The organism is Cupriavidus sp. PET2-C1 (assembly GCF_054515855.1).
In genome coordinates, this window is the sequence record NZ_CM137259.1 from 1,155,198 (window position 1) to 1,178,471 (window position 23,274).

The following is a 23,274-nucleotide window of genomic DNA, read 5'->3' on the forward strand; positions in this document are numbered from 1 at the left end:
CTTGCTGGTTATCTTGCCGGGGTGCGGAAGATCTCACAATTTCGCGCGCTCGTGGCAGAGAATGCGGACCCTGGCGCTAAAAACGATAAAATTGCGGTCCGGCCAGCCCGACGCTCAACCAGAGTGCAGTCCGCGCCCCTTCCAGGGCCGACCCACCGGCCGCAGAATTCCAGGTTCCCATGCTACGTCTAAGTGAAGTCAAACTCCCGCTCGACCACGCCGAGAGCGATCTCAAGGCCGTGGTCCTCGCCCGCCTCGCCGAACTCGGTGTCAAGGCCGATGGCCTGACCGGGTTCACCGTGTACCGCCGCGCGCACGATGCCCGCAAGCGCTCCGATATCAAGCTCACCTACATCCTCGATATCGCGGTGAAGGACGAAGCCGCGGCGATCAAGCGCATGGCCGGCAAGCCGAACTGGAGCGTGACGCCGGACATGGCTTACCGCTTTGTCGCACAGGCGCCCGCACCGGGCACCACGCTGCGCCCGGTGGTGATCGGCATGGGCCCGTGCGGCTTGCTCGCCGGCCTGATCCTGGCGCAGATGGGCTTCAAGCCCATCATCCTGGAGCGCGGCAAGGAAGTGCGCGAGCGCACCAAGGACACCTTCGGCCTGTGGCGCAAGAGCGTGCTGAACCCCGAGTCGAACGTGCAGTTCGGCGAGGGCGGGGCGGGCACGTTCTCCGACGGCAAGCTCTACAGCCAGATCAAGGACCCGAAGCACTACGGCCGCAAGGTGCTCGACGAGTTCGTCAAGGCCGGCGCGCCGGAGGACATTCTCTATCTCGCGCGCCCGCACATCGGCACCTTCCGCCTGGTCAGCATGGTGGAGAAGATGCGCGCCGAGATTTTCGCGCTGGGCGGCGAGGTCCGCTTCGAGACCCGCGTCGAGGACGTGGATATCGAGGGCGGCAAGATGCGCGGCCTCAAGCTGTCCAACGGCGAATACCTGCAGGCCGACCACGTCGTCCTGGCGGTGGGCCACAGCGCGCGCGATACCTTCGAGATGCTGCATGAGCGCGGCGTGTTCATGGAGGCCAAGCCGTTCTCGCTGGGTTTCCGCATCGAGCATCCGCAGGGCATGATCAACAGCAGCCGCTTTGGCAAGTTCGCCGGCAACAAGCTGCTGGGCGCCGCGGACTACAAGGTGGTGCACCACGCCAGCAATGGCCGCGCGGTCTACAGCTTTTGCATGTGCCCGGGCGGCACGGTGGTGGCCGCGGCCTCGGAGCCGGGCCGCGTGGTGACCAACGGCATGAGCCAGTACATCCGCGCCGAGCGCAATGCCAATGCCGGCATCGTGGTGGGCATCACGCCGGAGGATTTCCCCGGCGGCCCGCTGGCCGGCATCGCCTTCCAGCGCCATTGGGAAGAGCGCGCCTTCGAACTTGGCGGGCGCAACTACAACGCGCCGGCGCAGCTGGTGGGCGACTTCATCGCGCGCCGGCCGTCCACGGCGATGGGCACGGTCGAGCCCTCTTACAAGCCGGGTGTCACGCCGACTGACCTGTCCACCGCGCTGCCCGACTACATCATCGAAGCCATCCGCGAAGCGCTGCCCGAACTGGACAAGAAGATTGCCGGCTTCGCCATGCATGACGCGGTGCTGACCGGCGTGGAAACGCGCACGTCGTCGCCGCTGCGCATCCGCCGCAAGGACAATTACCAGAGCATGAACGTGGAAGGGTTGTACCCGGCCGGCGAAGGCGCTGGCTATGCGGGCGGCATTTACTCCGCGGCCATCGATGGCATCGAAGTGGCCGAGGCGGTGGCGTTGAGCATCGTCAACGGCAAGCCAGCCTGAGCGAGCCCAGGCTGGCTTAGCGCCCGGCAGCCCGGGTTGCTTCGAGCCAGGCCGCCGCTCCCAGCCCGGCCGCGCGCCCGCTGGCAAAGCACGCGGTCAGCAGGTAGCCGCCGGTGGGCGCTTCCCAGTCCAGCATCTCGCCGGCGCAGAACACGCCCGGCACGGCGCGCAGCATCAATTGCGCGTCCATCGCCTCGAACGCGACGCCGCCCGCGCTGCTGATCACTTCATCGATCGGGCGCGCGCGCAGCAGGCGCAGGGGCAGCGCCTTGAGCGCTGCCGCCAGCCGCGCGGGGTCGGCAAATTCTTCCTTTGACAAGCATTCGCGCAGCAAGCCGGCCTTGACGCCGGTGATGCCCAGCTTGCTCTGCAGGTGGCTCGATAGCGAGCGCGCGCCGCGCGGGCGCTGCACCGCTTCGGCCACGCGTTCGGCCGGCAGGCCCGGCGCCAGGTCGAGATGGATCGTGGCCTCGCCGGTGGTTTCGAGCAGGTCGCGCATTGGTGCGCTCAGCGCATAGACCAGGCTCCCCTCGATGCCGCCGGCCGTGATGACGAACTCGCCCTGGCGATAGTGCTCCACGCCATCGCGCTCGCGCAGCCCGATGGCCACGGCCTTCAGCGGGTGGCCGGCAAAACGTGTGCGGAAGTGCTCGCTCCAGGCGACATCGAAGCCGCAGTTGGCGGGGCGCAACGGGGCGATGTCCACGCCGCGCGCTGCCAGCAGCGGCACCCATGCGCCGTCGGAACCCAGGCGTGCCCAGCTGCCGCCGCCAAGCGCCAGCACCGTGGCATTGGCCTGGACCAGCAGCTCGCCCTCGGGCGTGGCAAAGCGCAGCTGGCCCGACGCATCGTCCCAGCCCAGCCAGCGACGGCGCATATGGAACTGCACGCCGGCCTCGCGCAGGCGGTGCAGCCACGCGCGCAGCATTGGCGCGGCTTTCATGTCGGTGGGAAAGACGCGGCCCGAGCTGCCGACGAAGGTCTCGATGCCGAGGCCGTGCACCCAGCCGCGCAGCGCTTGCGGATCGAAGCCGGCCAGCAGCGGTGCGATTTGCGCGCTGCGCTTGCCATAGCGCCCGAGGAAGGGCTGCGCCGCTTCGGAATGCGTGAGGTTCATGCCTCCGCGCCCGGCCATCAGGAACTTCCGGCCCACCGAGGGCATGGCGTCATACACGTCCACGCGAAACCCGCGCGCGGCCAGTACCTCGGCCGCCATCAGGCCTGCGGGGCCGCCGCCGATCACGGCGACGCTGGCGGCGGGGAGGGAGGCGGCGGGTGCAGACATGGGTTGGATCCGGGGCAAGGCGGTCGATCACGCAAAGGGGCGCAAGGCAGGGTGCGGCGGATCGGATTATATAGGGCAGGGGCAACTGCTAAGATCGCCCCTTCCCTCGTGCCACTGGTCTCCCGCGCCTCTCATGCCCTTGCCGTCCCGCTTGTCGTTGCCTCTTCCCGCCGCGCGGGCCTTGGTTCTGGTCTTGCTGGTCGTGCTGGGCCTCGTGGCCGGCGTGCACCCGGCGCTCGCGCAGGAAACCGCGCAGGGGTTGCAGGAAAAGGCGATGAAAGGCGATTTCCTGTCCCAGCGCAACCTCTCGTACTGCCTGCAGTCCGGCTGCCTCGGGCTGGAGCGCGACCGCGTCAAGGCCTGCATGTGGCGCAAGGTGATCGTGCTGTCCGGCGAGCGCCACGTCACCGACCTGGACACCGCCAACCTGGAGTACGTCTGCGCAAAGCTGAGCACGGCCGAGCGCGATGCGGCCATGCGCCAGGCCGAGGCGCTGGCCAGGCAGATCTACGGGGCGCGCCGCTAAGCCCCTTTGCCCTTTGGCCTTTGGCCCGCCGGGGCGGGGGGGTAAAATGGCGGTTTAGCGCAGTCACGCATCGCCATGCCCACCGCTTCGACATCCACCCAGTCCATCGTAGGCGCCACCCAGCAATGGCTGGAGCGCGCGGTGATCGGCCTCAACCTGTGCCCCTTCGCCAAGGCGGTGCACGTGAAGCGGCAGATCCGCTATACGGTGAGCGATGCCACCGACACCGAGGGCGTGCTCGCCGATCTCGAAACCGAGTTGCGCACGCTTGCCGATGCCGACCCTGCCGAGATCGATACGACCCTGCTGATCGTGCCACGCGCGCTGGCCGAGTTTCTCGACTACAACGATTTCCTCTATTTCGCCGAGCGCTTGCTCAAGAGCCTGCGCCTGGCGGGCATCCTGCAGATTGCCAGCTTCCATCCGCATTACGAGTTCGGCGGCAGCGAGCCGGACGACATCGAGAACTACACCAACCGTGCGCCTTACCCCATCCTGCACCTGCTGCGCGAGGACAGCATCGCGCGGGCCGTGGCGGCTTTTCCCGATGCGTCGGATATCTACGAGCGCAACCAGGAAACCATGCGCCGGCTCGGCCACGACGGCTGGCGCAAGCTGATGACCGAGGCCGGCGGGACATAAAAAACGCGCCGTCGAAGCGGCGCGTTTCAGCTTGTGGACAGCAGCGCGCCGTTGGCATGGCGCGAGTCAGATTCAGCCGGCGGCAGCCGGCTCCTGCGTATAGAAGCGCGCTTCCATCTCTTCCAGTCCCAGCGTGCGCAGCACTTCGTTCAGCCGCTCGGCCGGGCGGCGGCGCGGCAGGTCCTTGTACTGCGCGATGATGAGCTCGTTCTTCATCGAATGCTCCCAGCCCACCAGCTCGGTCACGCTGACCTGGTAGCCGTGCGCCTCCAGCTGCAGGCAACGCAGCACGTTGGTCACCTGGCTGCCGAACTCGCGCGTATGCAGCGGGTGGCGCCAGATCTCGGTCAGCGGATTGCCGGCCAGCAGCTTGCCCTTGTTCTTGCGCAGCACGCCGGCCACCTCGGCCTGGCAGCACGGCACCACCACGATGTACTTGGCGCGCTTTTCCAGCGCGAAGCGGATCGCATCGTCCGTGGCCGTGTTGCAGGCGTGCAGCGCGGTAACGATATCGATGGTGGGCGGAAGCTGGTCAGACGTGATCGAATCCGCGACCGACAGGTTCAGGAACGACATGCCCTTGAAATCCAGCCGGCTGGCGAGCTCTTGCGAGCTGCGCACCAGTTCCTCGCGCGTCTCGATGCCGTAGATGTGCGACTGGTCGAGCTGCGCCTTGAAGAACAGGTCGTACAGGATGAAGCCGAGGTAGGACTTGCCAGCGCCGTGGTCGACCAGCGTCACGTCGGGGTGATCTTGCTTGAGGTCCTGCAGCAGCGGCTCGATGAACTGGAACAGGTGGTAGACCTGCTTGAGCTTGCGGCGGCTGTCCTGGTTCATCTTGCCGTCGCGCGTGAGGATATGCAGCGCCTTGAGCAGCTCGATGGACTGGCCGGGACGGATTTCGTGGGGGCTGGGCGCCGGTGCGGCGGGCGTCTTGGACGCCGGGGACTTCTGGGCCATCTGGGATGTCTGGAACCTGGGGAAAAGCGGTGAGGCGTGCGCCAAAGCCGGACGACGCTGCGCCGGTACAGCGGCAGTTTACCGAAAGTCGCGCCTGGCCGGGCGAGTGGTGCAACCGGCGCATGCCGGCGCCGCCTCGCCAGGCCCCCTGAACAGCCCCCTAAACAGAGCCCCCTAAACAGAGCCCACTAAAGCAGGCAGTAATCCACAGGTACGAGCGGCGGCGGCAGCGCGGTCTCGCCCAGCGCTTCCTTCATGGCGATTTCGATGGTGCGGCAGAGCGCATCGAGCGGCAGGTCGTTGGCACTGGTGCCGAACGGTTCTTCCAGCTCATCGCCCAGCGCATCCAGGCCGAAGAAGGTGTAGGCCACGATGGCCACCACGACGGGCGTGACGAAGCCGATGGTATCCACCAGGCCGAACGGCAGCAAAAAACAATACAGGTAGGCGGTACGGTGCAGCAGCAGCGTGTACGAGAACGGGATGGGCGTGTTGTGGATGCGGTCGCACGCCACCGCCGTGGCCATCATGGCCGACAAGGTGTCGTCGATGCCGGCGGCGAGGCAGGGCTCGACGCGGTGCTGCCGCACGCACTGGCCCAGGTCTTCGCCCATGCGCATCATCAGCAAGGCGGGCGCATTGGTGCTGCGCTGCAGGTCGGCGAGCTCCGCCGGGCGCAGCCACGCGGGGTCCAGGCCGGTGGCGGCGCTGGCGCCGCGCAAACGGTTGCGCAGCGTGTACGCGTAGGCAATCGTGCGGGAGATCATGCGCACGCGCGCGTCGCTCAGGCCCGCCGGTTTATGGCCGGCGCTGTCCGGCACGTTGTCCGCGATCAGGCTGAGGCATTGCCGTGCCAGGTTCTGGCTGCGCACCACCAGCTCTCCCCACAGCTTGCGCCCTTCCCAAAAGCGATCGTAGGCGGCGGTATTGCGAAAGCCCAGGAAGATGGCCAGCGGCAGGCCGATCAGCGTGAAGGGGATGGCCGTAAGCGTGACCTTGTGCTCGAAGAACGCGCCGTGGCTGAGCGTGACGGCGACCGCTACCAGCAAGTTCACCAGCAGCACGCGCCAGATGCGCGACAGGATCGAGCCTCGCAGGACCAGGAACAACCTCAGTCCCGATGGGCGGTCTCGCACAATCATCTGTGATCCTCTGGCATTGCGGCACGGCGTTCCGTCGATGGGCAGAAGTGTACATTTTTCGCCATGGCGGTGGGTTGCTGGCGGTGCTGCGGCTCAAGTTTCCGGCGAATCGGCCGATGGTGTTGTGTGCGCCAAAAGGGACCGAGATCCCGCAGCGCATCAATGACATCCCCGGCTTCAAGGGCCTGCCTGGCAGGCCACGGGCACCGGGCGGCCGCGCCATGGCGCAGCGGCGGCGCGGCACTGCCGAGGCCGGGATTGCGGACGACCCCGAGGACGGGGCGGAGCCGTCCGGACACGATCCATCATGGGAACAACCGAATGGAAAACCGGGGACAAGACACAGAGGCCGGCGGCTTGCAGATTAGCCTGGACGACAGCGCGCGGCAGCTGCGCGCGGCATATGCTGCCATGCCGGGCCGCATGGCGCCGGACCGCGCCGCGCTGCAAGAGGCGCTGGCCAGGGGCGGCTGGGCGGAGGCGAAACTGGATACCGCCGCAATCGGCGCCTTTCTCGCGCAATGCCAGCGCGCCATCGAGGGGACGCCCGTGGAGGCGCTGATTGGCGAACTGACCGACGGCTACTTCGATCTCAGCGTCAGCAGCGACAATCTGAGCGTGCGGCTCAACCTGCTGCCGCCGCAGGGCGGGCGCGAGGTGACACGGGACGATATCCGTGCCGCGCTGGCCGAGCGCGGCGTCAAGGCCGAACCGGACAGCGCGGCACTGCGTGGCGCGGTCGAGGCCGGCTATTGCGACGGGCTTGAGATTGCCACTGGACGCGCGCCGCTGCCTGGCACGCCAGCGCGCTTCGAGAGCCTGCTGGCCCCTCCCAAGCCGCTGGTGGCCGAGGACGAAAGCGGCCGCATCGACCTGCGCGACCTGGGCACGCTCTTGCTGGTGAATCCCGGCACGCCGCTGATGCGGCGCATCCCGGCCCGCCAGGGCAGCGACGGCATCGATGTCTTCGGCAAGGTCGTGCCCGCCGTGCCGGCCATCGATCCGCCGTTTGCGGACGGCCTGACCGGCGTGGCGCCGGATCCCGCCGATCCCGAGGTACTGGTGGCGGCGATCTCCGGCTCGCCGGCCGTGTTGGCGCAGGGCGTGTCGGTGAGCCCGGTGGTCGATGTGGAAGCGGTGGACATGCACTCCGGCAACGTCACCTTCGACGGCACGCTGCGCGTCAACGGGGATATCAGGACCGGCATGACAGTGCGCGTGACCGGCGACGTGATCGTCAGCGGCACCATCGAGGCTGCCCATGTGGAGGCGGGCGGCAATGTGGTGGTGAAAGGCGGCATCATTGGCAAGGCCGAGGGCACACATCAAGGCGCACATCAAGGATCACATCAAGGATCACATCAAGGCGCCGAGGGTGTCGCGCTGGCGCGGGTGACCTGCAAGGGCTCGCTGCATGCGCGCTTCATCGAAAGCGCGGTGGTCGAGGCCGGCACCGAGGTCAAGGTGGAAAGCGGCATCCGCCAGAGCGATGTCTCCGCCGGGCGCAGCATCATTGCCGGCAGCCCCAAGGGTGGCCAGGGCAACATCACCGGCGGGCGCTGCCGTGCGCAACTGGCTGTGCGTACCGCCACCCTCGGCGCCTCCGCCGGTACCGCCACGACCGTGCAGGTGGGCACCAATCCCTATGCCGAAGCCGAGAAGGCCGAGCTCGAGGCCCAGCGCCGCCAGTTGGAGGCGGAGCAGGCCAAGGTGCAGCAACTGGTCAGTTTTTTCGCCAAGAATCCCGAGAAAGCGGTGGGCGACCTGCGCGAGAAGGCGCGCGCCACGCTGTTCAAGCTCACCCGCGACTCGATTGCGCTCGATGCCAGGCTCGCCAAGCTTGCCGAGCAGCTTCGCCCGTCTCCCGAGGCGGTGATCGAGGTGAGCCGGCGCATTCACGGCGGTTGCAGCCTGCATATCGGGCAGAAGTCGATGAAGATCATGGAGGACAAGCCGGGCGGCCACATCCGGCTGGTGGAGGACCGCATCGCGCTGGTCTGAGTCCCCCTGCGTCCCGTCGCACGCCGGCCGCCGCGCTCTTGCGCGGCGGTTTTGCATGTGCCGCACGGAACACAATACGGAGCACGATGCGGAACACGTTACGTGACGCGTAACATGCCCTGGCCCCGCCCGGGCCGCGGCGCCCGAGCCTCCGCGCAAGCGCCAATCCCTTGCTCCACAAGGCGCAGCGGCCAGCCCGGCTCCGCCAGGCAGCCCGCGCCGGCGGCTGGCACGTGCCTTGCAAAGTAGCCTGTCAGGCGTCCCCGCTGGCGCCGTTCCAGAGAAAAACAACAGGAGGGATCATGGACATGGCACTCACCAGCCGGGCAGGCGTAGACAGCATCACCTCGCGAGGCATCTCGCCGGTCGTGCCATCGGCCATGTCGGCGCGGCAGGTTGCCAGGCTGCCGCTAGCGTCGCACGGCACGGCGCCGCTCAGGGCGGTGGTGATCGACGAATGCGCGCTGCTGCGCCTCGGCCTGGCCCGCATGCTGGAGAGCATGCCTGGCGTGGAGCAGGTGGACGGCGTGGATCCCGATGATCTCTCCATGCACGGGACGACGATCCGCGAGGCTGGCTTGCTGGTGTTTGGCATGCCGCAGGACGTGACCAGCGGCTGGCGCCTGCTGCGCAAGCTGCGCAGCATGCTGCCCGCCCAGCGGGTGCTGCTGCTGTCGGACAATATGTGGCTGCACATGCCGCCGCCGGAGATGGGCTACGGCATCTGCTGCTGCCTGCCCAAGACAGCAGCCCTTGTGACGCTGGAAGCCGCCATCAGCAGCATGCTCGAGGCCGAGGTGCTGGCCGCCTGAGCCGTGCTTCAATCCACTCCGGCTGCATCTGCCACGGCGGCGATCCTCTCCCGTAGCCAGAGGATTGCCGGATCGGCATGGTTGCGCGGATGCCAGGCCGCGAACAAGGAAAACCCGTTCGCCTCGACGGGCAGCGCAAAGGCGTCCAGCCGGTCGCCATAGCGTTGCGCCAGCCGGCGCGGCAGCGTGGCCACATAGTGGCTGTGGCTGAGCAGTTCCGGCACCAGGGTGAAGGTCTGCACCGATAGCACCACCTTGCGCCGCCGCCCCAGCGCCTCCAGTTGCTCATCCATGTAGCCGTGGAAGCTGCCGCCGCTGGTGGATACCAGCACGTGCTCCAGCGCGCAATATGCATCCAGGTCCAGCGGGCGCATGCCGCGCGGATGGTGCTTGCGCTGGACCATCACGAAGCGCTCGTCGAGCAGCTTCCTCGCTTTCATCGACGGCGCCACCATCCGCTCGGAGCCGATCAGCAGGTCCACTTCGCCCAGATCCAGCCTGGCGCCGATGGTGGCGGGATCCGCTGCCACGAATGCCATCTGCACGCCCTGGCCCGCCACCCCCGACAAGGTCTCCATCAGCCGTAGCCCGAGCACGGCAATGGCGTTGTCGCTGGCCGCCACCACAAAGCGCCGCGTATCGGTCAGCGGGTCGAACGCCGCCCGGTGGCGCACCACGGATTCCAGGTTCTTCAGGGCCGCATGCAGCGGCTCGGCCAATGCGTTGGCCAGTGCGGTTGGCGTCATGCCGCGGCCCGTTTCCGTGGGGATGAGCAAGGGATCGCCAAAGACATGCCGCAAGCGCGCGAGCTGGGTGGAAACGGCGGGCTGGGTCAGGTGCAGGCGCGCCGCGGCCCGCGTGACATTACATTCCGCCAGGAGCGTGTCCAGCGAGACCAGCAGGTTCAGGTCGATGCCTCTGAGATCAATCATGTTGATACGTCGGATATCAGTAATTGATTTCAAAGATAGGTGGGCGCTGCCTAGAGTGCAATCGTGCTCGCACATCGGCGCGCCATCTCATCGGAGGAGAACGACATGGAAATGAACACGGACATGAACCTGAACACGAGCATGAAGGCCTGGATGCTCGACCAGCCCGGACAAGCCCTGGCATTGCGCGACGTGCCTGCGCCGCAGCCGCGAGCAGGCGCAGTGGTGGTGCGGATGGAGGCGGTGCCGCTCCTGAGCTATACCCGTGCGTACCTGCAAGGCGCGCTGCCCTACGCCTATCCGCCGGGGCCTTTCAGCCCCGGCACCAACGGCATCGGGCGGATTGCCGCGGTGGGCGAAGGCGTGCAATCGTTGCAGGTTGGCCAGCGGGTCGCCGTGAATCCGCTCTGGCGCAGTAGCGAAGCCGGCCCGGAGCCCGAACAGGCCCTGATCGGGCTGACCGGCATCAGTGCTGGCAGCGCCGCCATGCTCGCCGCTTTCCCTCACGGCACGCTACGCGAGCTGGCCGAGATGCCGGCCTCGACATTGATTCCGCTGCGCGGACTCGACCACCTGAGCTCCGCGCGGCTGGCGGCGCTGGCCAAGTTCGTCGTGCCATTCGGCGGCCTGCGCCGCGGCAGGCTGCAGGCGGGCGAAACGGTGGCCATCAATGGCGCCAGCGGATACTTTGGCAGCGCGGCCGTGATGGCGGCGCTTGCCATGGGTGCTGCCAGGGTCGTCGCGCTAGGGCGGCGCGCCGCCTCGCTGGAACGGCTGGCCGCGCTTGGCGGCGGCCGGGTGACGCCGGTGATCCTGCACGGCGAAGCCGACGCGGACGCCGAGGCGATCCGCGCAGCCGCGGGCGGCCGGCTGGACCTGGCCTTTGACATGGTCGGGCAGGCGAGCGATGCCAGCGCCACGCTCGCCGCACTCAAGAGCCTGCGGCGCGGCGGTCGGCTGGTGCTGATGGGCAGCATGACGGTGCCGCTGCCGATTCCCTATGGCGAGATGCTGCGCAACAACTGGGAGCTGATCGGCCATTTCATGTACGAGAGCGCCGACTACCTTGCCTTGGTGGCACTGGCAGCTTCGGGTCAGCTAGCGCTGGATGCGGTGCGGTTGGAAACCTTTGCCTTCAGCGAACTGGAAAGTGCGATCGATGCGGCGGGGCGCATGGATGGGCTGGCATGCACGGTTGCGCTGCTTGGGGCGGGTGGGGTGTGACTGGGGGGCGGAGCGTCAACGCGTCAATGCGTCAATGCTACCGACAGTCAGAGAGGCATCTTGCAGCACTCCCAAGTATGAACCACGTTCACTTGTCTGTAAATCCAGACATGTAGCTATTCAGTATCGCAAATGGCAAGTCTATGTTGATCCTTCGTCACAACCGCTCCCCATCGGCAGCGGTTGCGGCGATCGACGAGGGAAGCGTCGATTTTCTGAAGCCTCAACATAAGACAGGAAGAACATGCCACAAACTGCTCACGAAGCGGTGACCTCGCCTATGGACCCGGCCGGCACCCGCTCCACGCCAACCCGGCTCAGCGCCATCGCGCTCGCCTCTCTGGCGCTGACCCTGGGCGCCTGCGGCGGCGGCGACGATCCCGTTGCCACCACCCCGGCGTCAACGACCCCGATAGCGGTCGCGGGCTGCGAACTGAACGGCACCACCGGCGGCGAAGCCGTGGTGCTGCCGGGCGACCCCAACGCGCCGGAGATCGCCACCGGCTATGCGCCCAAGAATACGGTCTATGCCAAGACCTATATGGCGGTGACCAACAACCCGGTCTCGACCAAGGCTGCCTGCGACGTGCTGAAGAACGGCGGCACGGCGGTGGACGCCGCAGTCGCGGCGCAGATGGTGCTGAACCTGGTCGAGCCGCAATCCTCCGGCATCGGCGGCGGCTCCTTCATCATGTACTACGACGCGGCCACCAAGCAGGTCACCGCTTACGACGGGCGCGAGATGGCGCCGGCCGCCGCCGACGGCAACTATATCCAATGGAAGTCCGCCGCCGACCAGACCACGCCGGCGCCTAACGCGACGCACAGCGGCCGCTCCATCGGCACGCCCGGCACGTTGCGCGTGCTGGAGCTGGCGCACGGCGAGCACGGCAAGCTGGCCTGGAAGGACTTGTTCTCGCCCGCCATCAAGCTGGCGACCGACGGGTTCCCGATTCCGCCCCGCATGGCTGCCGCGATCGCCTCGGCGGTCAGCAACCCGACGACGGCCCCGAGCATCAAGCGCGACGCCGAGATGGCCGGATACTTCCTCAATGCCGACGGCACCCCGCGCGCCGTCAACACCATCATCAAGAACCCGGCGCTGGCCAATGTGTTCACCTCGGTCGCCAGCGGTGGCGCGGATGCGTTCTACAAGAACGGCCCGATCGCCCAGGCTATCGTCGCCAAGATCCAGAACACTTACGGCGGCACCGCCACGCCGGGCCTGACCACGCTGGCCGACCTGGAGAGTTACGTCGCCAAGAAGCGCAAGGCGGTCTGCACGACCTATCGCGAGTACGAGATCTGCGGCATGCCGCCGCCGTCGTCCGGCGGCATCGCGGTGGCGCAGATCCTGGGCATCGTCGAGAACTACGAGATGTCGCGCTATGCGCCGTCGAACTTGGACAAGAACGGCGGCCGCCCGAACGTGCTCGGCGTCCACCTGATGGCCGAGGCAGGCAACCTGGCCTATGCCGACCGCAACAAGTATGTGGCGGACACCGACTTCATCGGCCTGCCGGGCGGCAGTTGGGAAAGCATGCTGAACAAGCCTTACCTGCGCAAGCGGGCGGACCTGATCAGCACGGTGGGCTCCATGACGCTGCCGGTCGCCGCGGGGGACCTCGGCGCTGTGCCGCTGGCCCCGTCGGTCATCAACGAGCACGGCACCACGCACCTGTCGCTGACCGACAAGTACGGCAACGTCGTCTCCATGACCACCACCATCGAGGCCGGCCTCGGCTCGTATCACTTCACCAACGGCTTCCTGCTCAACAACCAGCTGACCGACTTCAACGCGGCACCGGCCGACGCCGGCGGCGTGCCGATCGCCAACCGCGTGCAGCCGGGCAAGCGCCCGCGCAGCTCGATGGCGCCCACGCTGGTGTTCAAGCGCAATGCCGACGGCTCGCGCGGCGACTTCTACATGACCACCGGTTCGCCGGGCGGCGCCAGCATCATCCAGTACGTAGCCAAGACCCTGGTGGGCGTGCTGGACTGGAAGATGGACGCGCAGCAGGCCGTGTCGATGATCGACTTCGGTGGCTCAAACAGCGCCACCAGCGGCATGATGGTCGGCGGCGAGCATCCCAACGTGGATGCCACCAAGCCGGCCGGCGGCCTGGCCGGCGACAACGATCCGCTGGTCAAGGGCCTGCGCGGGCTCGGCCACGTGGTCAACGTGACGGCGCAGTCGAGCGGCTTGAGCGCGATCATCCGCACCACCGTGGGCGGGTCGACGGCGCTGGTCGGCGGGGCCGATCCGCGTCGTGAAGGCGTGGTGCTGGGCGATACGTTCAAGCCATAAGCCGGGGCGCAAGTGTTTGCGGAAATTTCTCCACATGCATTGGGAAGTGGCTGGTAGGCCGATGCGAGTTCGCTCGCTACAGTAACCACTTACCGCTCTCTCCCCGGGGGTGGTTTTCCCGAGAGGGCCTAATCCCTTGGTCCTCCTTCCGTGGCGCTGCATGCTCTTGCATGCGGCGCTTTTTTTTCCTCGCCTTCCCCACCGTCCCACCACGGCTTTCGCCTACCAGACCCGGATCTTGATCTGCAGCGAGATGCAGCCATCCACCTTCCCCCGCATCGTCGGCACGTAGATCAGGTTCGCGCCCACACGCCCATACTCGATGCTGATAACGGGTGCCGCCATCGGCGACCATCCACCGTTATTGACATCCGGATACCCCCGCACCGCGCCCGCCGCGGCACCGATCCGCACCGGGCCAAGATGCAAAGGCTGCCAGGTGACGGTCGCATAGGTGGAGTGAAAGCGCATGCTGTTGCGGTACTCGCCGGCCGACAAAGTGAAATCCTCGGTGATGCGGACATCCGCGCCGAAGCCCCAGTTGGCCGCGTTGTAGTGCGCCGCATGATTGAAGTGGTAAGAGAAAAACCCGGCGTTCAACCAGACCTGGGGGCTGAAGGCGGGCGCCGGCGTAGCCTGTGCCGAATCTGCCGGGGTGTCTGGCGGCGTGCTGTCATCCGCGCGAGCGGTGACGGCCCACAGGGATGCGCCTAGCGCAAACACCATCAGGAGCTTGCGCGGAAAAAGGCGATACCTCGCCGCGCCAGGAACTGGATAAGCATCCATGGCCGCTTCCTTGTCGATTGTCTTGGCTGGGAGCTGGCTGGACGCGACGCGAATCGGCGTGCGGGCGCAGCCATCCTGCGCGAGTCCGGCGTGGCGCCGGCGGCCCTAGGTGGCGGCGATGTGCATGATGTTCCCCGGTTGCGTGGCAAGTGCGAACGCGTGCCGCGTACTGCGCGGCCGCTTCGTCATCAGTCCCGGCGGCCATTGGATCGGCGGGCCGGTTTTGTATTTATCGTGTTACCAGTCTGGTGCTTCGGCGCGTGGGATTCAATCAATCGAAAGCCGTAAGCCTATCGAGGGGATTGGAGGGCAGCGGATATCAACCTTCCGGAAAAAACGGGACATTGCGCGAGCTTGCGCAGGCAGGCGGGGGCGGGAGGGTTGGTATGCCGCTGGCGGCTGCCAGGCGGCAGCGCCAGGGCATGGCGCAATCAGGCAAACACGCGTTTGACGATGCGGGCAGGCGAGCGCCGCGACAGAGGCTGCGGCGCTTGGGTCATACCGGAGACGCGCTGACGGAACTAGCCGGGCTGTGCGTCATCGCGCGCCAGGCCAGGTGCGCGGTGCCGGCGGGCGGCGCCGCACGCATGGCTTGCGCGCGCACATCCGGAAAATCCGATGGGTCGAGCCAGACCGACAGGAAGGCGCCCATCGCATCGAGCAGCGTGTCCGAGTTGATGCCGGTCGGCCCGCCCACCTTCGGGCAGATGACCAGGTGGGTGCCCTCGTGCGAATACACGCGCAGCGTCTTGACGAGATCCGCCGGCTGCAGGCGATGCTCCGTGCAGGGCACGCCCTGGAAGCCGAACGCCAGCAGGAATTCCTCTTCCTCGGCCTGCCCTGTGCAGAGAATCACCTTGGGACGCATGCGCTGGCGCTGCGCCGCGATAAAGCGGAAGCGCCCGCCCTGGCGGCAGAATTCCACATAGCGCCAGTTCGGGCTGAGGCACGGATTGCGGCGAAAGGTCTCGATCTGCGACAGGTCCATCTGCTGCGGCTTGGGCAGGGGGTAGAGATTGATCTTGAACTCCCAGCCACGCGGCGCGTAGAGGTATTGGTCGAAGTAGCTGCGCCAGTCCAGCCCCGGCATGGTTTCACGCAGCGTGGCCGCGCGCGTCGCCGCCATGATGCGGGCGAGGCGCTGGTGCGTTTGCCAGCGCGGCATGTCGTGCCGGTGGCGCTCGCGGAATGCGCTGTCCCAGGCAGGCGGCTCATGCACAGGCGCCAGCGAGGCACCCGGCGAAGACGCAAGCAGGTGCGGCTCCTTATCGCATATCCAGACAGCCGCGCCGATGTTCCCCCCCTCCATGCCGGCGTACGACGAGAAATACGCGTCCAACTCCTCGCTGCTGAAAACTGATGTCATTTGATCTCTCATTCGTCGTGGCCCGTCATGCAAGTCCCTGCCGGCGCGCGCGGCGCGCGACAGGGCTCCCCGAGTGGCAGCGGCATGGCGCCGCGCGCCCGCGCGTGAATGACAAGGACTAGCGCAATCGCCGTGCCATCTGGCCGAAGGCGCTAGCCGACGCGGCGCAGTGGTGGCGAGGGGCGGATGCGATCAGGTTGGAAGCCGCGCCAGATAAGGGGTTGCGGGCGATTTGCCTATGACGGGGAATAGGGCGGATGCCGTGGGACGCTGCGCGGGGGATGGCGCGGCAGTGTTACGCCGCTGTTACGCGTTACGTAACGTGGGCGGTGTGGGGGAACGCGGAGGGTATCTTGCGTATTGCGAGAACGCGTCGTCGTACGGCGTGGGATGACCGGGGTTCTATGGCTGTGCGCTGGTGGAGTCGATGGTGGCGACCGGGTATTTTCTGGCGTCGCGGAGGCGGGTGCCGCAGGGGAGCCGGTTCCGGGGCTTGTGCTGAATGCGCGGTCCCCGCATCGCCGGAAACAAAAAACCCGGAGAGCCTTTGTGGCTGTCCGGGTTTTTAACAATGCTGGTCAAACTTTGGAATTCTTATGGGAAGAGAGGAATCGAAAAACTTCCATAATCCGGCATGAAATAAGGGATCTAGTGGCGATAGGTGCGATTCATACCCCGTTGCATACCCCCAATTTCACGCAGTACCCCATAACGAGTGATTCTTTCGCCACTGTTGCCAAAGGTTGGCAAGGCGCCGTCAAACCCGAAGAGGGGCCGCGGGTGAAACACCTTTGCCAGAGGCATCGGACCGGGCTAGTTCTTGGAATGGGCAGCGGAAATTCGTGTCTAACTGCTCAGGCGCGCCAGGAGGCCGCGATGAGCACATGTATCAGAAACCTCACAATCTGCGTGGCCTTATTGCTGACCGGTTGCGTGGTAGTGCCTGCTTATGATGGCTATGGCTACCCGGCCTATGGCGCCTATCCCTACGAGCCTTACTATCCAGCCTACCCCTATGGCCCCTATTACAACTACGGTTGGTGGCCTGGAATTTATGGCGGTGCGGTTTTCTTCGGCGGCGGTGGCCATGGCGGGGGACGCCACGGCGGGCGCGGAGGTGGCCGCGGTCGCTGAGCCGTGTCGCTTCATTTCTTGCACGTCGCCATCACCCGCTCGTTCACGCCCAGCCGGTACAGCCTCGCGCCCACCTGAGTCAGTAAGGCCCGTCCCCTCGTTCTCCTGATCCGTTAACCGCTTCACCTGCTCCGCAGCGCGCTCGTCACGCCGGGTGCCCCTCAGATTTGAGGCTGCCGCTCCCCGCGGATATGATGGCGACTGAGGTGGCGGCGCTCTCGCCACGACGGATGGCGCCATGACCGCATCCCAGATGGAATCAACCGCGACTTCACAATGAAAACCCTCGGTATCGCTTTCTATTTCCTCGCTACTGCCGCGCTATCCGCTCAAGCAGTTGAAGCGCCTGACAGCCAATGGCAGCGCGTTGGGTTGTCGCTATCTGAGCTTGTTGGACGTGGTTACGGCATTGCCGCGGTTACGAGCGACTCGTCTCCAAATGGGGTATCAACCGAAACGTTCTTCCTTCAAAGGGGCGAAAGCGCATACAAATGCATCGAGGTTCATGCCATTGATTTCAAGGCAAAAAAGTCTGCAGCGCTTTTTGATTGCTTTGAACTCGTTACGCCCTACGCAACGCCTCGCGCCAAGTGAGGCGAGTACGCGGGACGGTGCGGGCCGTCTTGCGTCACCCTACGCGGCCTACCTGGACGCCCCCATCGCCGCCTTCAGCCTGACCTCATGCCCGGCGAGCAGCGCCAGCTCGGCCAGCGCCGCCATCACCATAGATTTGACGCTCTCACACATGGCCCGCGCGGATGGTGAGGGCCGTGCAGGCGGTGCCCCTACTTGAGACGGCCCGATGAATTGCCGTGTGCTCATCCTCTTCGCGGTTGCTCTCATCTCTGCTTGTACGGGGCCACCGGCGCCAAGTCTCTGTTCACCACAGAGGGATGCGCTGGGCAGGATCACCCGTAGCCATACGGCCGTCGCGGAATTCAAGCGGCTCAATCCCTGTCCGGCCAACGGCGTCCGCTCTGGGCCATGCCCGGGGTACGTTGTCGACCACGTCATCCCCCTCTGTCATTGCGGGACCGACGCGCCAAGCAATATGCAGTGGCAGACGGTCGAAGAGGCCAAGGTCAAGGACAGATGGGAGCGCACTATCTGCAGCGCGCCATCGTCGGCGCGCTGACGCCACTCCAGAAGGTCTGCCCTCGGCTGCAACCCCTCTGGGCCGGGCACGTCCCAAATGGGCCTGTTGCCCCGATGTCAGCGTTTCCAGACTATCGGCGCGGAGGCAGAGCAGGCGGCCACCTTGCCGGACCAGCTCCTGCTGGTAGTGAGCTTGATGAGCTGTTCGTTGACCGGCTCGATCTGCCGTTGCCGGCGCTCGGCCAGGCTGTTGGCCACGGTGGTAAGCGCTGCCTTGCACGCCGTCTCCGCCGCGCTAGATCGCACGGTGAACTGCTGATAGCGATAGTTGACCATGAGGGTGAAGCCGTCCGGAACGTATTCAACCGTGTATTCGGTGTCCATGTCATACGTCGACATCTGTCGGCTAGCAGATGGCGCGGGGGTAGTGCAAGCCGCTGATACCAGGCAGGCCATTGCTGCCAACACCTTCTTGTATTTCACAGCATGATCTCCATGGATTCCGTTGCAGGAAGCGAAGCGCATCTTGGCTTGTGTGCGAGTCTGGGGCTGGATGGTACCAAGGAATGGCGGCGCAGGAAGCCGGACGGATATGGGGGCGGCATGTTCCTGCAATGGCGGCTGGCGTCACCGCGGCATACCCGCTGTTAGACAATAGACGGAACTAGAGGAATCCAGAAACCGGCTACTGGATTGGGTTTGACGGTGATCCCGAACAATGAATCGCGTAAGACACGAGTGTCTAATAGGAGGGTGACGCGGTCGGGTCGCGTGGAAAAGAGACAGCAAGTTCACGCGCCGCGCCGGTTGTGCTCATGCGCCTCCCGGGGACCTGAATTTAGGCGTGTCGATTTGAGAATTTCAGTGAAAGGCCTCATAGAATCGCGCCCAGGCTGTACGAGGCAGCGCCTCTACGCCGAGATGGCCCGCACAACCGGTGCGGTTCCTCCATGGCGCTCGAGATTGAATGCCGAAACTGAACACGATCTATACGTCTTCCGGCCCGATACTAACCACCAAGAACAAGCCGGCGCGCAGAGCTGCCGTTGCGCAGCATAGCGAAGCCCAACACCAAGCCGCCACAAATGAGGCCAAGCCACCCGAGGCGCAATCCCAGGGGATTGTCTTGCTGCGGGATGGCTTCTCCCGTTTCAAGCAGCTCCAGCCGTTCCTGCCGGTCAGCCGCGAGACGTGGCGGAAATTGACCCGTGACGGCTTGGCGCCGGCACCCCAAAAATGGGGTGGACGCTGGGCAAAGTTTGCAAACGGCGGGCAACAAAAAACCCAGAGAGCGTTACGCTGTCTGGGTTTCTAGGCAATGCTGGTCAAACTTTGGGATTCTTATGGTGCCGAAGAGAGGAATCGAACCCCCGACCTTCTCATTACGAATGAGCTGCTCTACCGACTGAGCTACTTCGGCCCACCATCCGTCAACAACTGGATGAAGCCCGCAATCATAGCAGCGTTTTTTTTTGCTGGGAAGCCCCGGTGCAGAATTTTTGCCGGGAATCCCCGCGGGCGCGCCGCCGGGTGGCGGCGCGGTCATTTAGGCGGCGTCGTTGGCGGGCAGTGGCGCGGGCTCGGTGCGATGGCGGAACCGGAGCAGGTAGGCCACGCTGAGCACCGCCAGGAAGGGGATGCCAGTGAGCAGCGTCATGCGGAAGGCTTCGGTGAACAGGGTGGTCAGCATGATGGCCAGCAGCATGCCTGCGCCTAGCAGCGTGAGCACGGGGAAGCCGCGCATGCGGAAGGCCAGGGGGCGGTTGCCTGCGGCAGTCCATTGGCGGCGGAAGCGGTAGTGGGTGACGAAGATCATGAACCAGGTGAAGAGGGCGCCGAACATGGAGATGGCCATCATCAGCAGGAAGGCGTCGCCGGGGTAGAACACGTTGAGCCCGGTGGCCAGCGCGATGCCGATGCTGGAGAGCAGCAGCGCGCGCACGGGGATGCCGCGCTGGCTGACTTCGCCGAAGCTGCGTGGGGCTTGTCCTGCGCGGGCCAGGCTGAACATGGTGCGGGTGGTGATGTAGAGCTGGCTGTTCATGGCGGACAGCGCGGCGATCAGCACGACGAAGTTGATGATGGCGGCGGCGCCCGGCACGTGGATGGCTTCCATCACCTGGACGAAGGGGCTTTTTTGCGCGCCGGCCTGGTTCCAGGGGACGATGGCGAGCATCAGTGCGAGCGTGAGCAGATAGAACAGGCCGAGCCGGATCATGGTGGAGCGGAAGGCTTGCAGCACGGCGCGCTCGGGGTCCTGGGCTTCGCCGGCGGCGACCGCGATCATCTCGATGCTGAGGTAGCTGAAGATCGAGACGATCACCGCGACCCACATGCCCCACAGGCCGTTTGGCAGGAAGCCGCCGTGCGCCGTGTAGTGGTGGAAGCCGGCGCCGGCCGCGCCGCTGCCGGTGCTGCCGGGCGCGCCAAAGACGATGTAGGCGGCCACCAGGATAAAGGCGACGATGGCGATGATCTTGACCATCGAGAACAGGTATTCGACGGCGCCGAAGATGCCTACGCCGACCAGGTTGATCAGGATCAGCGCGGCGGAGAACGAGACGATCCAGAACCAGGCGGGCACCTGCGGGAACCAGTAGCCCATGTAGAGCGCCACGGCGGTGACTTCGGTGCCGACCGCGAGCACGATGGAGGCCCAGTAGGCGTAGCGCACCAGGAAGCCGGCGAGCGGGCTGACATAGTGCTCGGCGTACGCGCCGAAGGAGCCGGAGGTGGGGTGGGCTACCGTCATCTCGGCCAGGCAGCCCATCAGCAGCAGCGTGACCAGCGCGCCGATGGCATAGCTGAGCAGCACGCCGGGGCCGGCGAAGCCGATGGCAAAGCCGCTGCCCATGAACAGGCCCGTGCCGATGGCGCCGCCAATGGCGATCATCGCCAGCTGGCCGGGCTTCAGGGTGCGGTGCAGGCCTTTCTCGCGTTGGACAATTTGCTGGAAGCTGCTTTCCGCGCTCCCGCGTCCGTGGATCTGATTCATGTCTCCTCCTTGGTTTTTTACGCCGCGGCCGTGTTGCCTGGCAGTGTTGGCGACATTTCTCTCGTTCGGGTTTGCTGCATCCGCAGTCTAAGCCACGCGGGAGCGCGCTACGCAGGGAAGCGTCGCGCCAACGGTGCGGAAATTTCGCAATTTGTGCCTTCAGCCGTGCGCAGCGAGGTCACCGCCGAGCCCGAAGAAGCTTGCGGCATTGCCGCCGAGCAGGCGACGGCGGGCGGCCTCGGCAAGATCGCTCTCGCGGATCAGCGCGCCGACCTGTTGCTCGCCGAGCGGATAGGGGTAGTCAGAACCCAGCATCACCCGGTCCTCGCCCATCACGTCGACCAGCAGCTTGAGCGCGCGCGGGTCGAACACGGCGGAGTCCACGAAGAAGCGGTTGACATACGACGAGGGCGGGTGCGGGCAGTCTTCACGCACGATGTCGCGATGGCGCCAGGCGTTGTCGACGCGGCCGAGCAGGAAGGCGAAGCTGCCGCCGCCATGCGCGAAGCACAGCTTGAGCGAGGCCGGGATGCGCTCGAACGCGCCGGACAGGATCAGCGACAGGATGCCGAGCTGCGTTTCCGCCGGCATGGACACCAGCCACGGCAGCATCCACTTTTTCATGCGCGGGGCGCCCATCATGTCCCACGGGTGTACCAGTACGGGAATGCCTTCGTTGGCGCAGTGGATGAGGAAGGTGATCAGGCCTTCGTCGTCGAGATCGCGGTCGCCGAGGTGGTTGCCGATCTGCACGCCGACATGGCCGCCGGCCTTGGCGCGCGAGGCTTCGCGGCAGGCGGCGTCGATATCCTGCAGCGGCACCTGGGCCAGTGCCTTGAGCCGCGCGGGACGGTGCGCGCAGAGTGCCAGCGCGTAGTCGTTCATGCGCTGCGACCAGGGCACCGCGACGTCCGCCGGATAGCGGTAGCCGAACATCACGGGCGTGGCGCACATCAACTGGATGTCGACACCGCAGCGGTCCATTTCCTCGATGCGGCGCGCGGGGTCCCACAGCGCCGAGTAGACCGGGCGGAACGGCTGGTCGCCGGTCATGATCATGGCCGTGTCAGTGCCATTGGTCTGCAGCCAGGGCGCGGCGACGGGGTCAAGCGCAGCGGCCTCCTGGCGGGTGATGGGCGGGAAGAAGTGGCTGTGGATATCGACCACGAAACGGGCGCTCATTGTTGCGGCTCCTTGCTGGCCGGTGCTTGCGCGGCCGGTGCCGAGGCCCGGCCCGGATGCACCGTGCCGCATTGCCCGCAGCGGCGCAGCGCTGCGTTGTCGTAAAAGCCGGCAAACAGCGGCGGCAGGTCGGTGACGATGCTCTTGAGCTGCACCTCCACGCGGTGCACCAGCGCGCTGCACGCGGGGCAATACCATTCGAAGCCGTCCACCATGCCTTCGGGGCGCTGGCGCTCGATCACCAGGCAGCGGCTGTCGGCCTCCGGGCGTTGCGGGGAATGCCGCACGTGCGCGGGCAACAGGAACATGTCGCCCTCCTTGAGGTCGACGCGCTCGCGCTTGCCGCGGTCCATGATGTCCAGCCAGGCATTGCCCTTGAACTGGTAGAAAAATTCTTCGAGCGGATCGTCATGGAAATCCGTGCGCTGGTTGGGGCCGCCCACCACCGTGACGATGGTGTCGGCGTCCTGCCAGACCTGCTGGTTGCCCACGGGCGGCTTGAGCAGGTGCGCGTGCTCGTCCAGCCAGCGCGGGAAGTTGAGGGGCATGCCGTAGGTGAACATGGCGCGAGTCTCTTGTGCGGGTGAGGTTGCGGTTGCGATGCCGGGCTTGTCAGTGCATCAGCGCATCAATGCATCAATGCATCAGCGCGGCAGCGGCTGGTAGGCCACGGCCTTGATCTCGATGAGCAGATGCGGGTGCGGCAACTGGTGCACGGCTACGGTGGTGCGGGTCGGGCCGTCGTAGTCGAAGTAGTCGCCGTAGACCTCGTTGTAGCCGCCGAAATCGTTCATGTTGACGAGAAAGGTGGTGATCTCCACCAGGTCGGACAGATCGCAGCCGACGCTTTGCAGGATCTCGCGGATATTGAGGATCACGGCGCGCGTCTGCTCGCGGATGTCGAGCGCGGTCACGCCCATGGCGTCGGCGCTGGCGCCGGCGAAGCTGTTGTCCGCACGGCGCGAGCTGGTGCCCGAGACAAACAGGAAGTCGCCGGCCCGCTTCACGTGCGGGAAGCGGCCGCGCGGGATGGCCTTGCCGGTCAGGACTTTGGAAAGCGTGGTCATGCGTGGTCTCCGGTG

General features: G+C 66.0%; 21 protein-coding genes and 1 tRNA gene. 10 read left to right on the plus strand and 12 right to left on the minus strand.

What is annotated here, in order from left to right:
• Positions 1-179 precede the first annotated feature (179 nt).
• A complete protein-coding gene (locus tag ACX12D_RS05275; RefSeq protein WP_459373176.1) occupies positions 180-1,802 on the plus strand; it encodes an NAD(P)/FAD-dependent oxidoreductase in 1,623 nt (540 codons plus the stop codon).
• Between the two features lie 16 nt (positions 1,803-1,818).
• Here the strand turns inward: ACX12D_RS05275 and ACX12D_RS05280 are convergent, their stop codons facing one another.
• A complete protein-coding gene (locus ACX12D_RS05280) occupies positions 1,819-3,087 on the minus strand; it encodes a TIGR03862 family flavoprotein (RefSeq protein WP_459373177.1) in 1,269 nt (422 codons plus the stop codon).
• A 133-nt stretch (positions 3,088-3,220) separates the two neighbouring features.
• Here ACX12D_RS05280 and ACX12D_RS05285 point away from each other — a divergent pair, with 133 nt between their 5' ends.
• On the plus strand, positions 3,221-3,613 hold the full coding sequence (locus ACX12D_RS05285; RefSeq protein WP_441639559.1) for a hypothetical protein: 393 nt from the start codon (positions 3,221-3,223) through the stop codon (positions 3,611-3,613).
• Between the two features lie 75 nt (positions 3,614-3,688).
• Positions 3,689-4,255: a DUF1415 domain-containing protein gene (locus tag ACX12D_RS05290; protein ID WP_459373178.1), complete on the plus strand. Its 567-nt coding sequence runs from the start codon at positions 3,689-3,691 to the stop codon at positions 4,253-4,255.
• A 72-nt stretch (positions 4,256-4,327) separates the two neighbouring features.
• Here ACX12D_RS05290 and ACX12D_RS05295 read toward each other — a convergent pair whose 3' ends face one another.
• Positions 4,328-5,215, minus strand: coding sequence for a class I SAM-dependent methyltransferase (locus ACX12D_RS05295; protein WP_459373179.1), 888 nt, complete (start codon positions 5,213-5,215; stop codon positions 4,328-4,330).
• A gap of 188 nt (positions 5,216-5,403) precedes the next feature.
• Positions 5,404-6,357, minus strand: coding sequence for a bestrophin family protein (locus ACX12D_RS05300; protein WP_459373180.1), 954 nt, complete (start codon positions 6,355-6,357; stop codon positions 5,404-5,406).
• 321 nt (positions 6,358-6,678) lie between these two features.
• Between ACX12D_RS05300 and ACX12D_RS05305 the strand changes: the two genes are divergently transcribed.
• Positions 6,679-8,358 carry a DUF342 domain-containing protein gene (locus ACX12D_RS05305; RefSeq protein WP_459373181.1) on the plus strand — a complete coding sequence of 560 codons (1,680 nt, stop codon included), beginning with the start codon at positions 6,679-6,681 and terminating at the stop codon, positions 8,356-8,358.
• A 302-nt stretch (positions 8,359-8,660) separates the two neighbouring features.
• On the plus strand, positions 8,661-9,170 hold the full coding sequence (locus ACX12D_RS05310; RefSeq protein WP_459373182.1) for a response regulator: 510 nt from the start codon (positions 8,661-8,663) through the stop codon (positions 9,168-9,170).
• Positions 9,171-9,178: 8 nt separating this feature from the next.
• Here ACX12D_RS05310 and ACX12D_RS05315 read toward each other — a convergent pair whose 3' ends face one another.
• The gene (locus tag ACX12D_RS05315; protein ID WP_459373183.1) at positions 9,179-10,102 is read right to left on the minus strand and encodes a LysR family transcriptional regulator; all 924 of its coding nucleotides are present in this window, start codon (positions 10,100-10,102) and stop codon (positions 9,179-9,181) included.
• Between the two features lie 141 nt (positions 10,103-10,243).
• Between ACX12D_RS05315 and ACX12D_RS05320 the strand changes: the two genes are divergently transcribed.
• Both ACX12D_RS05320 and ACX12D_RS05325 read left to right on the plus strand, forming a co-directional pair.
• A complete protein-coding gene (locus ACX12D_RS05320; RefSeq protein ID WP_459373939.1) occupies positions 10,244-11,326 on the plus strand; it encodes a zinc-binding dehydrogenase in 1,083 nt (360 codons plus the stop codon).
• A 280-nt stretch (positions 11,327-11,606) separates the two neighbouring features.
• Complete coding sequence (locus tag ACX12D_RS05325) at positions 11,607-13,634, plus strand: gamma-glutamyltransferase family protein (RefSeq protein ID WP_459373940.1); 2,028 nt, start codon at positions 11,607-11,609, stop codon at positions 13,632-13,634.
• Positions 13,635-13,856: 222 nt separating this feature from the next.
• Here the strand turns inward: ACX12D_RS05325 and ACX12D_RS05330 are convergent, their stop codons facing one another.
• Together ACX12D_RS05330 and ACX12D_RS05335 are read right to left on the minus strand one after the other, a co-directional pair.
• Positions 13,857-14,420, minus strand: a complete 564-nt coding sequence (locus tag ACX12D_RS05330) for a hypothetical protein (protein WP_459373184.1) — start codon at positions 14,418-14,420, stop codon at positions 13,857-13,859.
• Positions 14,421-14,916: 496 nt separating this feature from the next.
• Complete coding sequence (locus ACX12D_RS05335; protein ID WP_459373185.1) at positions 14,917-15,786, minus strand: transcriptional regulator; 870 nt, start codon at positions 15,784-15,786, stop codon at positions 14,917-14,919.
• Positions 15,787-16,662: 876 nt separating this feature from the next.
• Here ACX12D_RS05335 and ACX12D_RS05340 point away from each other — a divergent pair.
• Positions 16,663-16,920 carry a hypothetical protein gene (locus ACX12D_RS05340; RefSeq protein ID WP_459373186.1) on the plus strand — a complete coding sequence of 86 codons (258 nt, stop codon included), beginning with the start codon at positions 16,663-16,665 and terminating at the stop codon, positions 16,918-16,920.
• A 276-nt stretch (positions 16,921-17,196) separates the two neighbouring features.
• Positions 17,197-17,514, plus strand: coding sequence for a hypothetical protein (locus ACX12D_RS05345; RefSeq protein WP_441639550.1), 318 nt, complete (start codon positions 17,197-17,199; stop codon positions 17,512-17,514).
• A 618-nt stretch (positions 17,515-18,132) separates the two neighbouring features.
• On the opposite strand, the gene ACX12D_RS05350 is transcribed toward ACX12D_RS05345, so the two are convergent.
• The gene (locus ACX12D_RS05350; protein WP_459373187.1) at positions 18,133-18,498 is read right to left on the minus strand and encodes a hypothetical protein; all 366 of its coding nucleotides are present in this window, start codon (positions 18,496-18,498) and stop codon (positions 18,133-18,135) included.
• 484 nt (positions 18,499-18,982) lie between these two features.
• On the opposite strand from ACX12D_RS05350, the gene ACX12D_RS05355 reads away from it, so the two are divergent.
• Positions 18,983-19,330 (plus strand): hypothetical protein, encoded by a 348-nt coding sequence (locus ACX12D_RS05355; RefSeq protein ID WP_459373188.1) that lies wholly within the window; start codon positions 18,983-18,985, stop codon positions 19,328-19,330.
• A 29-nt stretch (positions 19,331-19,359) separates the two neighbouring features.
• Here the strand turns inward: ACX12D_RS05355 and ACX12D_RS05360 are convergent.
• The 5 genes from ACX12D_RS05360 to ACX12D_RS05380 form a co-directional block, all read right to left on the minus strand.
• Positions 19,360-19,435, minus strand: a tRNA-Thr gene (locus tag ACX12D_RS05360).
• A gap of 126 nt (positions 19,436-19,561) precedes the next feature.
• On the minus strand, positions 19,562-21,010 hold the full coding sequence (locus ACX12D_RS05365) for an amino acid permease (RefSeq protein WP_459373189.1): 1,449 nt from the start codon (positions 21,008-21,010) through the stop codon (positions 19,562-19,564).
• Positions 21,011-21,169: 159 nt separating this feature from the next.
• The gene (locus tag ACX12D_RS05370) at positions 21,170-22,192 is read right to left on the minus strand and encodes an amidohydrolase family protein (RefSeq protein WP_459373190.1); all 1,023 of its coding nucleotides are present in this window, start codon (positions 22,190-22,192) and stop codon (positions 21,170-21,172) included.
• Positions 22,189-22,755 (minus strand): 3-hydroxyanthranilate 3,4-dioxygenase, encoded by a 567-nt coding sequence (locus ACX12D_RS05375; RefSeq protein WP_459373191.1) that lies wholly within the window; start codon positions 22,753-22,755, stop codon positions 22,189-22,191. The genes ACX12D_RS05370 and ACX12D_RS05375 overlap by 4 nt, the downstream gene beginning before the upstream one ends.
• 81 nt (positions 22,756-22,836) lie before the next feature.
• Entirely contained in the window at positions 22,837-23,259 is a 423-nt protein-coding gene (locus ACX12D_RS05380; RefSeq protein ID WP_459373192.1) for a RidA family protein, read from the minus strand.
• Positions 23,260-23,274 lie beyond the last annotated feature (15 nt).

Coding starts and splice junctions, on each gene's coding strand:
- ACX12D_RS05375 (WP_459373191.1), bottom strand. CDS start 22,755: ATGTTCACCTACGGCATGCCCCTCAACTTCCCGCGCTGGCTGGACGAG.
- ACX12D_RS05335 (WP_459373185.1), bottom strand. CDS start 15,786: ATGACATCAGTTTTCAGCAGCGAGGAGTTGGACGCGTATTTCTCGTCG.
- ACX12D_RS05280 (WP_459373177.1), bottom strand. CDS start 3,087: ATGTCTGCACCCGCCGCCTCCCTCCCCGCCGCCAGCGTCGCCGTGATC.
- ACX12D_RS05275 (WP_459373176.1), top strand. CDS start 180: ATGCTACGTCTAAGTGAAGTCAAACTCCCGCTCGACCACGCCGAGAGC.
- ACX12D_RS05315 (WP_459373183.1), bottom strand. CDS start 10,102: ATGATTGATCTCAGAGGCATCGACCTGAACCTGCTGGTCTCGCTGGAC.
- ACX12D_RS05285 (WP_441639559.1), top strand. CDS start 3,221: ATGCCCTTGCCGTCCCGCTTGTCGTTGCCTCTTCCCGCCGCGCGGGCC.
- ACX12D_RS05295 (WP_459373179.1), bottom strand. CDS start 5,215: ATGGCCCAGAAGTCCCCGGCGTCCAAGACGCCCGCCGCACCGGCGCCC.
- ACX12D_RS05340 (WP_459373186.1), top strand. CDS start 16,663: ATGAGCACATGTATCAGAAACCTCACAATCTGCGTGGCCTTATTGCTG.
- ACX12D_RS05290 (WP_459373178.1), top strand. CDS start 3,689: ATGCCCACCGCTTCGACATCCACCCAGTCCATCGTAGGCGCCACCCAG.
- ACX12D_RS05380 (WP_459373192.1), bottom strand. CDS start 23,259: ATGACCACGCTTTCCAAAGTCCTGACCGGCAAGGCCATCCCGCGCGGC.
- ACX12D_RS05345 (WP_441639550.1), top strand. CDS start 17,197: ATGAAAACCCTCGGTATCGCTTTCTATTTCCTCGCTACTGCCGCGCTA.
- ACX12D_RS05320 (WP_459373939.1), top strand. CDS start 10,244: ATGAAGGCCTGGATGCTCGACCAGCCCGGACAAGCCCTGGCATTGCGC.
- ACX12D_RS05365 (WP_459373189.1), bottom strand. CDS start 21,010: ATGAATCAGATCCACGGACGCGGGAGCGCGGAAAGCAGCTTCCAGCAA.
- ACX12D_RS05300 (WP_459373180.1), bottom strand. CDS start 6,357: ATGATTGTGCGAGACCGCCCATCGGGACTGAGGTTGTTCCTGGTCCTG.
- ACX12D_RS05325 (WP_459373940.1), top strand. CDS start 11,607: ATGGACCCGGCCGGCACCCGCTCCACGCCAACCCGGCTCAGCGCCATC.
- ACX12D_RS05355 (WP_459373188.1), top strand. CDS start 18,983: ATGCCGAAACTGAACACGATCTATACGTCTTCCGGCCCGATACTAACC.
- ACX12D_RS05305 (WP_459373181.1), top strand. CDS start 6,679: ATGGAAAACCGGGGACAAGACACAGAGGCCGGCGGCTTGCAGATTAGC.
- ACX12D_RS05370 (WP_459373190.1), bottom strand. CDS start 22,192: ATGAGCGCCCGTTTCGTGGTCGATATCCACAGCCACTTCTTCCCGCCC.
- ACX12D_RS05310 (WP_459373182.1), top strand. CDS start 8,661: ATGGACATGGCACTCACCAGCCGGGCAGGCGTAGACAGCATCACCTCG.
- ACX12D_RS05330 (WP_459373184.1), bottom strand. CDS start 14,420: ATGGATGCTTATCCAGTTCCTGGCGCGGCGAGGTATCGCCTTTTTCCG.